Consider the following 15,827-nt stretch of genomic DNA (forward strand, 5'->3'; position numbering starts at 1 on the left):
CAAGCCTTCGACCTTCGTCACGCCGCGCCGCACGGTGCTCGCCGCGGTCGCCATGAGCGCGCTGTGCGCCGCCACCGGCGCCTACGCGCAGAAGGGCGAGACGGTGAAGATCGCCTGGATCGATCCGCTGTCGGGCCTGATGGCGCCGGTGGGCCAGAACCAGGTGAAGTCCTTCCAGTTCTTCGCCGAGAAGTTCAACGCCACCAACCCGGCCGGCGTGAAGTTCGAGATCATCCCGATCGACAACAAGCTCAGCCCCGCCGAGTCGCTCAACGCGCTGAAGTCCGCGATCGACCAGGGCGTGCGCTACGTGACGCAGGGCAACGGCTCGGGCGCGGCGCTGGCGATCATCGACGCCGTCAACAAGCACAACGAGCGCAACCCCGGCAAGGAGGTCGTGTACCTCAACCACTCGGCCGTCGATCCCGATCTGACCAACAGCAAGTGCAGCTACTGGCACTTCCGCTTCGACGCCGACACGTCGATGAAGATGGAAGCGATCACCACCTTCCTGAAGGACCAGCCCGACGTCAAGAAGGTCTACCTGCTCAACCAGAACTACGCGCACGGCCACCAGGTCGCGAAGTACGCGAAGGAAGGGCTGGCCAAGAAGCGGCCGGATGTCCAGATCGTCGGCGAGGACCTGCACCCGCTGGCCCAGGTGCGCGACTTCGCGCCCTACGTCGCCAAGATCAAGGCCAGCGGCGCGGACACGGTGATCACCGGCAACTGGGGCTCGGACCTGGCGCTGCTGGTGAAGGCCGCCTCCGAGGCCGGCTACAACGGCAAGTTCTACACCTACTACGCCGGCGTCACCGGCACGCCGACGGCCATCGGCGCCGCGGGCGCGGGGCGTGTCTACCAGGCGGCCTACAACTACAACAACATGGGCGGCCAGATGGACACCTGGGCCAACGAGTTCAAGGCCAAGTTCAACGACGACTTCTACACCGGCAGCGTCATCCACATCTACTCGGCGCTGGGCGCGGCGATGGCCAAGGCCAAGAGCACCGATCCGGTGAAGGTGGCCGCGGCGCTCGAAGGCCTGAAGTTCAAGTCCTTCAACGGCGACGTCGAGATCCGCAAGGGCGACCACCAGCTGCAGCAGCCGATCTACATCTCGCGCTGGGAGAAAGTCGACGCCAAGCGTCCGTACAACGTCGAGAACACGGGCTTCAACTTCGCCGTCGTGAAGACCTACGACGCGTACGTCAGCTCGACGCCGACGAGCTGCCAGATGAAGCGCCCGGGTTGACGCGTCTCCCTGCCGCGCGAGCCGAGCTCTGGCCTGCAGTGCTCGCCGTACAGGAGTACGGCTCCGCGCTTCGGCCCGACCTCGGCCCGCTCGCGACGGGATCCACGCCAACCCGGCTCGTTGAATGAGGATGATGTCTTGGAACAGATACTGATCAACCTGCTGAACGGCCTGTCCTCCGGACTGCTGCTGTTCATGCTGAGCTCCGGCCTCACGCTGATCTTCAGCATGATGGGCGTGCTGAACTTCGCGCATGCCAGCTTCTACATGCTGGGCGCGTACGTCGCGTACTCCATCGCCGGGTGGATCGGGTTCTGGCCCGCGTTGTTCCTCGCGCCGCTGGTGGTGGGCGGCCTCGGGGCCGTGTTCGAGCGGGGCGCGCTGCGGCGCGTCCACAAGTTCGGCCACGTCCCGGAGCTGCTGATCACCTTCGGCCTGTCGTATGTCGTGCTGGAGCTGGTCCAGCTGGTGTGGGGCCGCACGGCGGTGCCGTTCCCGCCGCCGCCGTCGCTGCAGGGCGCGGCTTTCACGCTGATCCACGCGCCGGGCCAGGCGCTGCAGCTGGCCTGGGGCGACGCGCCGGCCGCGGTCTGCGCCGCGGCCAGCTGCTCCAAGTTCCCGCTGACACGCGCCTTCATGATGCTGGTCGCGCTGTTCATGCTGCTGTCGCTGTGGCTGCTGCTGACGCGCACCCGCATCGGCCTCGTCATCCAGGCCGCGCTGACGCATCCGGAGATGGTGGAATCGCTCGGCCACAACGTGCCGCGCGTGTTCATGCTGGTGTTCGGCAGCGGCTGCGCGCTCGCGGCGCTGGCCGGCGTCATCGGCGGCGTCACCTTCGTCACCGAGCCGTCGATGGCGGTGCTCGTCGGCTCCATCATCTTCGTGGTGGTCGTCGTCGGCGGCATCGGCTCGCTCGCCGGGGCCTTCGTCGCCTCCATCGTCATCGGGCTGCTGCAGACCTTGCCGCTGACCATCGACGCGTCGCTGGCCCAGGTCTTCAAGCTCGGCCCGGACACCTTCGGCTACCCGCTGCTCAAGCTGTCGCTGGCGCAGGTCGCGCCCATCCTTCCCTACCTGCTGATGGTGCTCATCCTGATCTTCCGGCCCAAGGGCCTGCTCGGCACGCGGGAGGGCTGATCGATGTCCGTGGTCATGCCTTCCTCCTCCGCGCCCGCCGTTCCGCCGACGGCCTCGTCTCCGGGCCCGTCGTCCGCGACCCCGTCCGGCGGCGCGCATCGCGTCCATGCCCGCGCGAAACGCGGCGAGACCTACCACTTCAAACCGCACAACGTCGGCCGCTGGCTGATCTGGGGCTTCTACGCGCTGGCGCTGTTCGTGGCGCCGCTGATGTGGACCAGCGGCCTGGCGCAGACGATGCTGTCGCAGATGGGCATCGCGATCATCGCGTGCCTGTCCTACAACCTGCTGCTCGGGCAGGGCGGCATGCTGAGCTTCGGCCACGCCGTCTACACCGGGCTGGGCGCCTACCTGGCGATCCACACGCTCAACGTCGTGGGCGCCGGTCAGCTGGCCTTGCCGGTCGGGCTGGTCCCGATCGTCGGCGGCTTCGCGGGCCTGTTCTTCGCGGCGCTGTTCGGCTACGTGTCGACGAAGAAGTCGGGCACGCCCTTCGCGATGATCACGCTGGGCCTGGGCGAGCTGATCTGGTCGATGTCGCTGATGCTGCCGGAGTTCTTCGGCGGCGAGGGCGGCGTCTCCTCCAACCGCGTCGTCGGCAAGGCCGTGTGGGGCATCACCTTCGGTCCCCAGATCCAGGTGTACTACCTGATCGCGATCTACGCCTTCGTCTGCACGGCGCTGCTGTTCGCGTTCACGCGCACGCCGCTGGGCCGCATGCTCAACGCGGTGCGCGACAACCCCGAGCGCGTCGAGTTCATCGGCTACGACACGCAGTGGGTGCGCTTCCTGGCGTTCCTGATCGCGGGTTTCTTCGCCGGCGTGTCGGGCGGGCTGTCGGCGCTGAACACCGAGATCGTCAACGCCGAGGTCGTCGGCGCGGCGCGGTCGGGCGCCTACCTGCTGTTCACCTTCCTCGGCGGCGCGACCTTCTTCTTCGGGCCCATCATCGGCGCCGTGCTGATGGTCGTGGCGACCGTGCTGCTGTCGGAACTGACCAAGGCCTGGCTGCTCTACCTCGGCCTCGTGTTTCTGTTCATGGTGATGTACGCGCCGGGCGGCATCGCCTCGCTGATCATGATGAACCTGCGGCTGGCGGCCTTCGGCAAGCTGCGGTCGTTGTGGCCCTCGTATCTCGGCCTGGCCGGCGCGGCGCTGACGATGCTGGTGGGCGGATCGGCGATGGTGGAGATGCTCTACCACCTGCAGCTCAACGAGGCGCTCGGCCCGCAGATGAGCTACCTGGGCGTGGCGTTGAATGCGAAGAGCGTTGAATCCTGGTTCGGCGCGGGCTTCGTGCTGCTGACCGGCCTGGGCCTGTTCGAACTCGTGCGCCGGGAGTTCCGCGCCGAGTGGGACAGTGCGCAGGAAGAGATCGAGAAAGAGATCAAGCGGAGGGAGAGCCTGTGAGCGAGACCATGACTGCTTCGGCTCCCTATGCGCTGGAACTGAAATCCGTGCGCAAGAGCTTCGGCAAGAGCGAGATCATCCGCGGCGCGGAACTGGCGGTGAAGCCGGGCGAACGCGTCGCGATCATCGGCCCCAACGGCGCCGGCAAGTCCACGCTGTTCAACCTGATCAGCGGCCGCTTCGCGCCCACCAGCGGCGAGATCCGGCTCTTCGGCGAGCGCATCGACCAACTGGCGCCGTACCAGATCAACCGCCGCGGGCTGTCGCGCAGCTTCCAGGTCTCCAACCTGTTCACGCGGCTGTCGGTGTTCGAGAACATCCGCTGCGCGCTGCTGTGGTCGATGGGGCACAAGTACGCGTTCTGGAAGTTCCTCGCCGGCATGGACGACGTCAACGACCGCGTCGAGGAGTTGCTGGAGATGCTTCACCTCGACAAGAAGCGCGACGTGCCGGCGGTGAACCTGACCTACGCCGAGGCGCGCGTGCTGGAGATCGGGATCACGATCGCCGGCGGCGCGCAGGTGATCCTGCTGGACGAGCCGACGGCGGGCATGAGCAAGAGCGAGACGAAGCGCTTCATCCAGCTGATCCGCCAGGTCACCGAAGGTCGCACGCTGCTGACGGTGGAGCACGACATGGGCGTGGTCTTCGGCCTGGCCGACAAGATCGCGGTGCTGGTCTACGGCGAGGTGATCGCCTTCGACACGCCCGATGCGGTGCGCGCCAATGCGCGCGTGCAGGAGGCGTATCTCGGCTCGGTGCTGGCCGAATCGCAGACCGCGGGAGCACCGGCATGAGCGTCGCGATGAACGACACCAACATCGGCGCGATGCGCGCCGCGTCGACGGGTGCCGCGGCGGTCGCGAGTTCGCGCGCGCTGCAGCTCGACAACGTCCACGCCTTCTACGGCAAGAGCCATGTGCTGCACGGTGTGACGATGGAGGTCCGGCCCGGCGAGATCGTCAGCCTGCTGGGCCGCAACGGCTCGGGCCGCTCGACGACGGTGAAGACGATCATGGGCCAGGTGGACGGCACGGGCTCGATCGCGTGGGGCGGTGAAGCGCTGCTGGGCCGCAAGGCCTACGAGATCGCGCACCGCGGCATCGGCTACGTGCCGGAGAACCGCGACATCTTCCCCAAGCTCACGGTGCACCAGAACCTGCTGCTCGGCGAGAAAGGCAGCGGGGGCGGCCGTCGAGGCGCCGCCAAGCCGCGCTGGAGCTTCGATGACATGTACGCGATGTTCCCGCGCCTGAAGGAGCGCCAGCACACCGAGGCCGGCGTGCTGTCCGGCGGCGAGCAGCAGATGCTGACGCTGTGCCGCACGCTGATGGGCGATCCCGACCTGATCATGATCGACGAGCCGACCGAAGGCCTGGCGCCGAAGATCGTCGAGCTGGTCGCGGAGTACCTCAAGGAACTGAAGCGGCGCGGCGTGTCGGTGCTGCTGGTCGAGCAGAAGCTGGCGATCGCGCTGGAGATTTCCGAGCGCTGCTACGTGATGGGCCACGGCCGCATCGTGTTCGAAGGCACGCCCGCGGACCTGCGCGCGAACGCCTACGTGCGCAAGGAGTGGCTGGAAGTCTGAAGTCGCGCGCGATGGCCGTTCATCGGTATCGCTGCAGCACGTTCAGCGCGGGTCCGTAGTCCCAGCCCTTGGGAATGCCCGGCAGTTCGAGGCCGCGCGGGAGCATCACGCATCGCAGGCGAGGCATCGCCCGCATCTGGCCGAACAGGCGCGCCACATCCAGGCGTGAGGGGTCGGCGCTCCAGAGCGAGAGCATCGACAGCGTCGAGAGGTTGCATCCCTCGACCAGGGTCCCGTCCGGCGCACGGCAGTCCAGGTGCTCGATCCCCAGCCGTTCGGCGCTCTCCTTGAACTGGGCCGGATCCGGCATGCGATACAGGTGCATGCTCCTCAGCATCAGCGCCGCCCCGGCGCGATAGCAGACGGTGCCGATGAGGCCGGGTGGCGGCAGTTCGGCGCATTCGAGCACCGAGAAGGGCAGGACCGTCGGGAACCCGGCCCCGCCGTGCTTCTCCATCCGGTCCGTCGCGTCGAGGATGGCGTCCACCGTCGCCGCGCGACAGCGCGCCCGGTCCTGTGTGGGCGCGGCGTGGATCCACTGGGCAAAGCGCGCCCGCTGTGCCAGCAGCGCCCGGTCGTCCCCCGGCTTCTGCGTGTACGTGCCGATCCGCAGATCCTTCGTGAGATGCCAGGTCGTCGCCAGGATCTCGAGATCGCCGCGGGTCAGCGCGCACCCGGCGGGGCCATCGAGCTTGTCGCCGAGCTCGCGCAGCTTGGGGATGCCGGGCAAGGGGCGGTAGAGACATTCCGGCAGCGACGCCAGCGCCGCACGAACGGCGGCCGCCTGGGCCGCATTCAGCAGCAGGGCGACATGGCGGCCCGACGTGCTGGCACTCAGACAGTCCTCGGCGTTCTTCACGATGTCTTCGACGGTCTCCCACCCCGCGCGTTCTTCCGGAGACGGCGTCCACCTGCCGTCCAGGGCCAAGCGATCCATCAGCAGCGTCTGGCGGTCGTCGAGCCGCCACGCGTCGGGGGTGCAAGGCACGCCGGCGCGCCTCTCAGGCGTGCCGTCGGTCCCGGCGGGGACGCCCATCAAAGGCATGGAAGGCATAGGAGGCATCGAGGACGTCGAGTCCAGGTTCATTTGGATTCCAGTTGCATCGGGGGGCGTTGAGTTGGCTGGAGGCCATCGCGGTTCCGTGGGTCGAGTGCCGTCGTCGGCACGGCGCGAGGGCGACGTGCCCGGTCAGGAGCCTGTCGAGGCGGGGTAGGCCTTGCGCAAGGGATCGAGCCATTCGTCCATCAAGGCGAAGGTCAGCCTGTCCAGCTCGATCGGCATCTGCTCCTGGATCTCCTTGTAGCGCCGCTCCGCCTCGAGGTCCGATGGGTCATCATCCGCGCGGTTCCCGGCCTCCAGGAATCGCTGTTGCCACTCCTCGTTCGCCGCCTGGTAGGACGGATCGAGCCGCAGTTTCTCCACGGCGCGATGGGCCGTTCCGCTGGTCGATTGCATGAACTCGCGCAGCGTCGGGAAGTCGGCACGGACCTCGTCGCCGAGGATCTGTTCGACCTCTTGCCGCGGGCTGTCCGGCCAGTCCTCCAGCGTGGGCTCGCGACCCAGCGCCCTGTGGTTCATGCCGCTCTGCTGTACGAAGAAGGGGACGCCGGTCCGGGTGAAGGGCTTCTCCGTGATCTGCGTCAGCCGGAAGTCGATCAGCGCCTGCAGCGAGAGGCTGTGTTCGATGTTTTCCGCGTCGGGGTCATGGATGCCGACGTAGAGGTCGGCCAGGTCGTGCAGGCTCATGCGCATCAGGGCGCCCGGGTCGCTGCCCGCGCGGAGCATCTGGTCCATGCTGGCGAGCGTCTTGCGCTTCGCATCGATGCAGGTCCAGGGGCCCGCCAGGTCGTTGCTCAGCTCGGACAGCAACGCGGGCTCGGCGGTCAGCATCTGCAGGAGGCTCTGGCTGCGGGCCATCATCTCCTGGCGGACGATGCCTGCGTACAGCGGGCCCAGCGCGGTCAGCTGCCGGCTGGACTCCACGAGAAAGTCCACCAGGAGCTGGCCGTCGTCGCACCCCTCGATCGCCCGCCAGAGAGCCTCGGGATCCTCGGCTCCCCAGTCGGCGAGCACCGCGGCAGACCCCTGGGCCTGCTGGAGCGTCTCCCTGGTCAGCTGCCATGACGTTGCCGAGCGCTCGGCGCGCCACCCGCTGGGGGCTTCAAGCGGGTCTTCCGTGTCGGCAGGCATTCTCACCAGCAGCAGCGCGCGGTCCGGCTGACTGGCCAGCGCCACGGCGAAGCGGCCACAGCGATCCGAGTCGCCCCGGAGATCGACGTGTGTGGCGCAGTCCGGCATCCATGAGAGGTGCTCGGGCGGCTCGTCGCCGAGAGAAACTTGCCAGGAGCGCAGATCGAGGCCGTTCAGCGCATCGCGGACGCTGTCCTGGTCCAGGGGCCGGGCGTGACGCAGGATGACATTGAAGTCGCGCGCCTCCAGGTCGAGTTCGGCCAGGAGCGCCGGCGGCGGCAGTGAGAACCGGCTGGCGCGATGGCGGGTCAGGCCTTGACCGTCGAGATACAGGCACTCCTGCAACGTGTCCTTCACGACTTCACGCAAGGCTCGCCCGCCGCTGGCCCTGGCCTCCGCGTCCCGATCCGAGTACGCGTCCGTCTCCCATCGGGCGAGCTTGGCCAGCGCCTTCGTCCAGGGGGCGCCCGTGTTGCCACGAGCGGCCTGCAAGGCGTCCATGCACGCGATGACCAGGTCGTTGCGGGACGCATGCGTATCGAAGTCGGGCGCCGACGTCTCCGAGGCGCCCTGGCCTTGCTGCCGCAGCGCGAGGGCTTGCTGCCGCTGGCGACCGCTCAGCAGGCACAGGGGCACCTCCGCGATCATTGCCGCCATTTCCTCGGTGTCAGGGGGTTTGCGCCGCCTGCTGGGCCCGAAGACTCTCCGGAACGGGCTTTCTGGCCAGCCAGGTTCGACCTCCGCCAGTCGATTCAAGCAGCTTTCGACCAGCGGCGAGAGGGCCAGCGTCTCGCCTTGTTCGAGTCGTTCCATCTTCGCCACCTCGTGCGCCGGCAGCGACCAGGGCGGCGGCAGGCCGGTCTGGCGCGTGCCATGTTCAAGGGGGGTGTCGTCGTCCCACGTCGTGGTGCCGAGAGACGCTGTGGCTTGACGGGAAGGGATCATGGCGCTGTCCAAGTTGAGGGTAAGGTAGTGCTCAGTCCTTCCCGCAGGTTCGTTGACCGTGGTCATGTGTCCGGCGTCCGGACGGCGGGCGCTCGGCCCGATCAGGAGTCCGCCGAGGCGGGGTAGGCCTTGCGCAGGGGATCGAGCCACCCGTCCATCAGGGCGAAGGTCAGCTTGTCCAGCTCGAGCGGCATCTGCGTCTGGATCTCCCTGTAGTGCCGCTCGGCCTCGAGGTCCGATGGGTCCTCGTCCGCGCGTTCTCCTGCCTCCAGGAATCGCTGTTGCCACTCGGCATTCGCCGCCTGGTAGGACGGATCGAGGATCAGCCGTTGCGTGGCGCGACAGGCCGGCCCGCGGGTCGACTTCATGAGTTCACGCAGCATCGGGAAGTCGGCACGGACCTCGTTGGCGAGGATCAATTCGGCCGCCGCTCGCGGGCCGTCCTTCCAGTCGGCCACCGTGGGCTCGCGATCCACCACGCGGTGCTTCATGCCGCCGATCTCGGCGTAGAAGGGCAGCGCGGCGCGGATGAACGACTTCCCCGTGATCTGCGCCAGTCGGAGGTCGAGCAAGGCCTGCAGCCCGATGGCGCGTTCGATGTCTTCGGCGATGTTGCCGCCCGTGAAGCTGACGTGCAGTTGGCCCAGACTGCGCGAGCTCATGCAGAGCAGCGCGCCGGCGGCGTCGTCCGCGGAGCCGGCGCCGCCGGTGCGCATCGTCAGTTCCATGTCGGAGAGCGCCTGCCCCAGCGCGTCGACGCAGGGGCCGAGGTCCACCAGATCGCAGACCACCTCGGACAACAACTCTGGCTGGTCGGCCAGCATCCGCAGCAGGCGTCGACCCCGGGCGATCATGTCTTCGCGCAGCGCGGGCGCGCCGGGCTCACTCAGTTCGGTCAGCTTCTTCCTGAACGTGTCGAGGAATTCCATCAGGCGCCGGCCGTCGTCGGAGGTACCGAGCCAGTCCCTCAGATCCGCGAGCTCGTCGCCGCCCCAGTACGCGAATGCCGACGCGGGATCCGGGGCTTCGACGGGCGTTTCGGCAGATAGGCGCCATACCCCTGCCATCGAATCGGCGTGCCAGCCGTCCGGAAGCGGACCCAGCCCATGCGGCATGGGTTCATTGACGCGCACTTCCCGGAGTCGACGCGCTTCCCCACGGGCCAATGCCAGCGCGAAGCGGGCGCAGCGGTCCGGATCTCCCCAGAGGAACACGTGCTCGGCGCCGTCCGGAATCAACAGGGGGGACAAGCCCGGATCGTCGCGGCTCAGGCGCAGGCTCCAGTCGCGCAGGTCGATGGCGCGCTCGGTGTCGAGGAAGGCCTGGAGATCCCAGGGACGGGCCGCGCCCAGTTCCGCGACGAGATCCCGCCCCCGCAGGTCCAGCGCCTCGACAAGCGCGCGGGGCGGCAGGGAGAACTCAGGCGCGGGGCGGTCCGTCAAGCCGTGACCGTCGAGTTGCAGGAGCCCTTCGCCCGGGTCCCTCACCACCTCGCGCAATGCGCGGCCACCGCTCGCCCGGGCATTCGCCTCGGGTTCCAAGGACACGTCGGCCTCCCATCGGGCAAGCGTCGCCAGCACCGTTGCCCGGGAACTTCCCATGCCGCCGCGGGCGGCGTTCAACATGTCCAGGGTCGCGAGACACAGGTCCTCCCTGCGGGCCGCCGGATCGAAGAACGGGGCGCTTGCACGCGATCCGCGCAGCCCGTGCCGTCGCAGCGCGAGGACGTGCTGCCGTTGTCCGGCGCTCAGCAGGCACAGGGGCACCTCGGCGATCAGCGCTTGCGCTTCCTCGTCGCTGGGGCGGGCCAGCCGGCGTTCCAGGAATGCTCTCCGGAACGCGCTGCCCGACACGTGGTCGTCGACCGCGGCCAGTCGATTCAGGCATCGTTCGACCGGCGGCGAGAGTGCCAACCGCTCGCCCCGTTCGAGTCGCTCCAACTTCGTCATCTCCTCGGCGGGAAGCGACCAGGCGAACGACCGCGCCGTGGCGACCGGATGCGGGTCGTGCTCGACATCAGCGCCCGCGTCCCGCGCGGGGTAGGCGGCAGCCGTGGTGGAGCCGGGAGGGATCATGGCGGTGTCCGAACCGAGGGGGAAAGGTAGTGCCCAGGTCTTTCCGCCGGTTCGTCGAGTGCCGCGATGCCTTGGCTGTTTCGACCCCGCGCCCCTGTCCCGACATCCCCACCCCCCACGTTCATGGCCCCTCCGCGCCGTTGCGCCGTCCCCTGATCCGGGTGGCTCGCGGGGCCCCGTCGCACGGCCGTCGCACTACATTGACCGGCAGGCAACAAGAACAGGGAGCCTCCCAGATGAATTCGGTGCAGCCATGGATGATGGTCGTCGGGACGCTGGCCGGATTGGCGGTCGGTGGCGCCGCGGTGAGCGGGTGGTGGTGGCCCAAGCTCAGGCGCGCGCGCCGGCTGATCGACCGGATCGAATCGTCGCGTCTGCTGCTCAACGAGCAGACCACGCAGGCGCGTCGTCAGATCGAGCGCCAGCAGATGGAGCTCGGCGAGCTTCGCCTGGTCGTCGAACGGCTGCGCCGCAAGGCGGCGATCGCCGCCGCGCCGCACGACACGGGCGACGGGGCTGATTCCATCCTGCCGCTGGATTCCGTGTCGCCGATCAGCGCGCCCACGCCGCTGCCGGCATTCCGTCCGATCGACAAGCCGCGGCACGCGCCGGCGCCCACGGTCGCCAGCGTCGACGCCGCGCTGGAGCGCCAGGACCGCGCCCGCGAGCGCGCCGCCCAGGGCGGCTTCGCCCGCACCGAGATCCAGGACGACGACGGTCCGAATTCGCGCGGCTTCATGCCGACGCAACTCGACAAGCCCTTCTGAGCCGTGGCGGCGGCCGGCGCGCCGGCCCTTCAGCCGATGAGCGCGATGCCGCCCGCTTCCGCCTTGCGGCGCAGCTCGTCCCAGTCCCTGGGCCATTGACCTTCCAGCTCCATCCGGACGAGGCCCTGGGGAAGGTGCAGCTGACGCAGGAGTTCCGCGTCCGGAAGATCGGGCGCCGCCAGGTCGCCCAGGCGATCGGCCCCCGAGCGCCAGGCGCCGAGCACCGTGGGAGACGCGTCCCGCTCCGGATCGGTCACGGCCGCGAGCCTCAGCAGGTCCGCCATGTCCTGGCGGATGTAGGGATGGACCGTGTCGTGCTGCGAACGCTCCCACCGCTTGAGGCCCGCCAGGCCTTGCAGCACTTCGGCGTCGAATCTCGCGCCGCCCGGAACGACGCGATCGAACAGGGGCTGGAGCTCGCCCAGCAGCTCGTGAAGACGAAGCAGTTGCTCGTACGAACAGTCCCGCGGCGCGTCGCCGCCGAGGAGCTGTCGGCACTCGCGGATTTGCGCCTGGTGCCGGGCGCAGAGCAGACCGGGGGGCAGCAGCATCAACAAGGCCTGCGCATCCTGGCGCTCGGCCCGGGCCAGTGGCGCCAGGTCGTCGAGGCTCAACGCGCCGTCATGGGCATGGACGAGCCGCTCCTGGACGGTCGCCAGCCAATCCGGCAACGCGCGCAACGCCGCCCGTTGAGACTGCGAGACGGGAAGCGGCTCGCCGCCAGCCAGCGCCTCCAGCCACGGGTCGTCGGGCAAGTCGCCCCATGGATGTTCGTGCGCGGGCACGATCGTCGTCGAGTCGGCTTCGCCGCAGGATGCGGCCTGTGCCGCGATGCGGGGGAGGGCATGCATGCTGAATCTCCGCTGAACGCAAGCTCACGGACCCCGACCCGCGACGGGCTGCCGGACGGGATGCCGCAGGACACGTCGGTGGGCGCGGGACTTCGGGTTCGCCTGATCCGTTCAGGCGGCCGCCTTCCGCACATCCCCCTTGGCCCTTTGTCACAGCAGGGCCAGGCCACCTCCGAGACCTGGACGCTGGGCTTGCCGACGAGGGAGTGTCTCGTGGTCCTGCTCGCGCCGGACCAGCGTGTCGCCTTCCAGCTGCCAGCCGTCCGGCGCCACGATCGGCGCCTGGTGCAGCGTCCAGCGGATGCTTCCGCCCGGGCGCAGTTGCGGCGCGATCTCGGCGAATGCGGCATTCAAGGTCGATCGATCGTCGGCGCCGATGCGCACGCTGAAGACCCCGTCGATGCAGAACGCTTCGGGCCATGCCTCGCCGGGCCTGAGCGCGACGCTGATCGCCCGGGTGCCCGCGGCCGCGGCCCGCTCGGCAAACGCACGCGCATCCGCAGGCCGCTGGTCACCCATGATGAGATGCAAGCCGTGCTTGGGCGGTCCGATCAACTTCAGCAACTCCAATGGAGGCCATGCCGGCGCATGGGTCGGGTTGTCGAGCGGCACGTCCTTGCAAGAGGAGTAGCTCCCGGGCTCTTCGCGCCAGAACTGCGACTTCAGCGCGTCCGAGATGATCTGGGGATGGGTGCCGGGGGCCAGTCCGCGCCGTTCCTCCCACTGCACCAGGTGGGAGAGCCGCCGCACCAGGATCGGATCATGTTTCCGGCCACCCTGCGCCAGCCGTTTCAGGGCTTTGACCTGGTGATGTAGCGCGAGGCGCAAGTCGTTGAGTGCGCCCAGGAAGTCGCGTTCCGGGATCAGATCGGGTGGCAGCGCCATCTCGCGCGCGACGGGGTCTCGGAGCAAGCGCAACCACGTGCTGTGCTCCCGTGCGACATTGACTGGCAGCAGGGCGGCCGGCACGGCGCGCAGCAGCGTCATGATGTCCGCCAGAACCTCCGGATCGAGCTCGCCAGCCGACGACAGCGGACGGTTCCTGTGGGGGGTACGCCCGGCTTCGTCAATCCGGCCCAGGAGTTCCTTGTTTCGCGCCAGCAATGCCGTGACCTGCGGAGACAGGGACAGCGCGAGGTCCCTGTGAAAGGCGTCGAGGGTCTGGCGCGTGGTGTCCTGGGACTCCCGGGGCGGGGTGCTCTCCACGCAGGAGACGGCGTCCAGGGACAAGGGCTCCGCGCCGCCGGTGAAGGCGCCGGAAATCGGTGAGGGGAACATGGCGAGGTGTCAGACGTTCAACGAACCGACAGACAGAGTGGCGGGCGGGCGGCGACGTGTTCGGTCGCTCATGCCGGGCGCTCCGCACTTCCCCCGTAGCGCCCTGTCACAGCAGAGACAATCCGCGCGCCTCGGCGCTGCCTAGAATCGAACGATCGTTCTTTTCGCCGGCGGCCTCCGGAGACACGCGGCCGCGGCGAGGCGACTCTTCAGCATCGGAAGGAACAAGCATGGGTGCCAGCTACGAAGTCCGCGGTCAGGTCGCGGTGATCACGCTCAACAATCCGCCGGTCAACGGCCTGGGTCACGCCACGCGGCTGGCCGTCGCCGAGGGCGTCGAGAAGGCGGAGAACGATCCCGCCATCAAGGCCATCGTGATCACCGGCGCCGGCAAGGCGTTCTCCGGCGGCGCCGACATCCGCGAGTTCGGCTCGCCCAAGGCGCTGGCCGAACCCAACCTGGGCTCGCTGATCAACCGCGTCGAGTCCTGCACCAAGCCGGTCGTCGCCGCGATCCACAGCGTCGCCATGGGCGGCGGCCTGGAACTGGCGCTGGGCTGCCACTACCGCGTGACCGCGCCCGGCGCCAAGATCGCGCTGCCCGAGGTGAAGCTGGGCCTGCTGCCCGGCGCCGGCGGCACGCAGCGCCTGCCGCGCGCGCTGGGCGTCGAGCCCGCGCTCAACATGATCGTCAGCGGCGAGCCGGTCCTCAGCGAGCAGCTCGCGCAGGTGCCCGGCCAGGTGCTGTTCCAGAAGGTCGTCGAGGGCGACCTGATCGACAGCGCCGTCCAGTTCGCGATGAGCATCGCCGACAAGCGCCCGCTGCCCCGCGTGCGCGACATCAAGGCCCAGCATCCTGAAGCCCAGGCCTACTTCCAGTTCGCGCGCAACACCGTCGGCGCGATGGCCAAGAACTTCCCCGCGCCGCTGCAGTGCGTGGAAACGGTCGCGAACGCGGTGGCCATGAAGTTCGAGGACGGCATGCGCGCCGAGCGCGACGCCTTCCAGCAGCTGATGCTGACGCCCGAATCGAAGGCGCTGCGCCACGCGTTCTTCGCCGAGCGCGCCGCGTCCAAGATCCCCGACGTGCCCGAGGACACGCCGCTGCGCAAGATCGAGCAGGTCGCCATCATCGGCGCCGGCACGATGGGCGGCGGCATCGCGATGAACTTCCTGAACGCCGGCATCCCGGTGACGATCCTCGAGATGAAGCAGGACGCGCTGGACCGCGGCGTCGCCACCATCCGCAAGAACTACGAGGCGCAGGTCAAGAAGGGCAAGCTCAAGGAAGACCGCTACGCCCAGCGCATGAGCCTGCTGGGCACGACCCTGAGCTACGCCGAGATCGGCCAGGCGGACCTGGTCATCGAGGCGGTCTTCGAGGACATCGGCGTCAAGGAGCAGGTCTTCAAGCAGCTCGACGCGGTGATGAAGCCCGGCGCGATCCTGGCCAGCAACACCTCGACGCTGGACGTCGACAAGATCGCGGCCTTCACCAAGCGCCCGCAGGACGTCATCGGCACCCACTTCTTCAGCCCGGCCAACGTGATGAAGCTGCTGGAGGTGGTGCGCGGCGCGGCCACCGCCAAGGACGTGCTGGCCACCGTGATGGCGCTGGGCAAGAAGATCCGCAAGACCTGCGTCGTCTCCGGCGTCTGCGACGGCTTCATCGGCAACCGCATGATCGAGCAGTACAGCCGCCAGGCCGGCTTCCTGCTGGAAGAGGGCTGCACGCCGCAGCAGGTGGACAAGGCGGTGGAGCGCTTCGGCTTCGCGATGGGCCCGTTCCGCATGGGCGACCTGGCCGGCAACGACGTGGGCTGGTACATCCGCAAGCGCCGCTACCTGGAGAAGCCGGACCTGCGCTACTCCAAGACCGCCGACCTGCTGTGCGAGATGGGCCGCTTCGGCCAGAAGACCGGCGCGGGCTGGTACGACTACCTGCCCGGCAAGCGCGACGCGATCCCGTCCAAGACGGTGCTGGAGATGATCGACATGCACCGCTCGACGCTGGGCATCACGCCCCGCAAGATCAGCGACGAGGAGATCGTGCAGCGCCTGGTCTTCGCCCTGGTCAACGAGGGCGCCAAGATCCTGGAGGAGGGCATCGCGCTGCGCGCCTCCGACATCGACATGGTCTACCTCACCGGCTACGGCTTCCCGCTCCATCGCGGCGGCCCGATGTGCTACGCCGACACGGTCGGCCTCTACAACGTGGTGCAGGCGATGAAGCGCTTCGCCAAGAACCCGCTGGACGACGGGAAGTTCTGGGAGCCCGCGCCGCTGCTGCAGCGCCTGGCCGACCAGGGCAAGGGCTTCAACGACTGA

The 15,827-nt window shown here is 68.6% G+C and carries 12 protein-coding genes; 7 read left to right on the top strand and 5 right to left on the bottom strand.

The features are described from left to right. Nucleotides 1–52 precede the first annotated feature (52 nt). The 5 genes from AC07PR_RS12685 (at nucleotide 53) to AC07PR_RS12705 (ending at nucleotide 5,393) form a co-directional block, all read left to right on the top strand. Nucleotides 53–1,255 (top strand): branched-chain amino acid ABC transporter substrate-binding protein, encoded by a 1,203-nt coding sequence (locus tag AC07PR_RS12685; protein WP_377161793.1) that lies wholly within the window; start codon nucleotides 53–55, stop codon nucleotides 1,253–1,255. Nucleotides 1,256–1,450: 195 nt separating this feature from the next. Next, nucleotides 1,451–2,395, top strand: a complete 945-nt coding sequence (locus AC07PR_RS12690; RefSeq protein ID WP_495135650.1) for a branched-chain amino acid ABC transporter permease — start codon at nucleotides 1,451–1,453, stop codon at nucleotides 2,393–2,395. A gap of 15 nt (nucleotides 2,396–2,410) precedes the next feature. After that, on the top strand, nucleotides 2,411–3,805 hold the full coding sequence (locus AC07PR_RS12695) for a branched-chain amino acid ABC transporter permease (protein ID WP_495135510.1): 1,395 nt from the start codon (nucleotides 2,411–2,413) through the stop codon (nucleotides 3,803–3,805). A gap of 8 nt (nucleotides 3,806–3,813) precedes the next feature. Beyond that, a complete protein-coding gene (locus AC07PR_RS12700) occupies nucleotides 3,814–4,602 on the top strand; it encodes an ABC transporter ATP-binding protein (RefSeq protein ID WP_483107377.1) in 789 nt (262 codons plus the stop codon). A gap of 32 nt (nucleotides 4,603–4,634) precedes the next feature. Further along, nucleotides 4,635–5,393 carry an ABC transporter ATP-binding protein gene (locus tag AC07PR_RS12705; RefSeq protein ID WP_377161797.1) on the top strand — a complete coding sequence of 253 codons (759 nt, stop codon included), beginning with the start codon at nucleotides 4,635–4,637 and terminating at the stop codon, nucleotides 5,391–5,393. A gap of 19 nt (nucleotides 5,394–5,412) precedes the next feature. Here the strand turns inward: AC07PR_RS12705 and AC07PR_RS12710 are convergent, their stop codons facing one another. The 3 genes from AC07PR_RS12710 to AC07PR_RS12720 form a co-directional block, all read right to left on the bottom strand. After that, nucleotides 5,413–6,447 (bottom strand): hypothetical protein, encoded by a 1,035-nt coding sequence (locus AC07PR_RS12710; protein ID WP_495135511.1) that lies wholly within the window; start codon nucleotides 6,445–6,447, stop codon nucleotides 5,413–5,415. Between the two features lie 135 nt (nucleotides 6,448–6,582). Beyond that, the gene (locus tag AC07PR_RS12715) at nucleotides 6,583–8,595 is read right to left on the bottom strand and encodes a hypothetical protein (RefSeq protein ID WP_495135512.1); all 2,013 of its coding nucleotides are present in this window, start codon (nucleotides 8,593–8,595) and stop codon (nucleotides 6,583–6,585) included. A gap of 35 nt (nucleotides 8,596–8,630) precedes the next feature. Beyond that, on the bottom strand, nucleotides 8,631–10,604 hold the full coding sequence (locus AC07PR_RS12720) for a hypothetical protein (RefSeq protein WP_495135513.1): 1,974 nt from the start codon (nucleotides 10,602–10,604) through the stop codon (nucleotides 8,631–8,633). Between the two features lie 236 nt (nucleotides 10,605–10,840). Here AC07PR_RS12720 and AC07PR_RS12725 point away from each other — a divergent pair, with 236 nt between their 5' ends. After that, nucleotides 10,841–11,371 (top strand): hypothetical protein, encoded by a 531-nt coding sequence (locus AC07PR_RS12725; protein WP_377161474.1) that lies wholly within the window; start codon nucleotides 10,841–10,843, stop codon nucleotides 11,369–11,371. Nucleotides 11,372–11,400: 29 nt separating this feature from the next. On the opposite strand, the gene AC07PR_RS12730 is transcribed toward AC07PR_RS12725, so the two are convergent. Together AC07PR_RS12730 and AC07PR_RS12735 are read right to left on the bottom strand one after the other, a co-directional pair. Further along, on the bottom strand, nucleotides 11,401–12,222 hold the full coding sequence (locus tag AC07PR_RS12730; RefSeq protein WP_495135514.1) for a hypothetical protein: 822 nt from the start codon (nucleotides 12,220–12,222) through the stop codon (nucleotides 11,401–11,403). A 150-nt stretch (nucleotides 12,223–12,372) separates the two neighbouring features. After that, on the bottom strand, nucleotides 12,373–13,500 hold the full coding sequence (locus AC07PR_RS12735; protein WP_495135515.1) for a hypothetical protein: 1,128 nt from the start codon (nucleotides 13,498–13,500) through the stop codon (nucleotides 12,373–12,375). 230 nt (nucleotides 13,501–13,730) lie between these two features. On the opposite strand from AC07PR_RS12735, the gene AC07PR_RS12740 reads away from it, so the two are divergent. After that, complete coding sequence (locus AC07PR_RS12740) at nucleotides 13,731–15,827, top strand: 3-hydroxyacyl-CoA dehydrogenase NAD-binding domain-containing protein (RefSeq protein WP_495135516.1); 2,097 nt, start codon at nucleotides 13,731–13,733, stop codon at nucleotides 15,825–15,827.

The organism is Roseateles sp. GW821-FHT09H11, assembly GCF_059415845.1.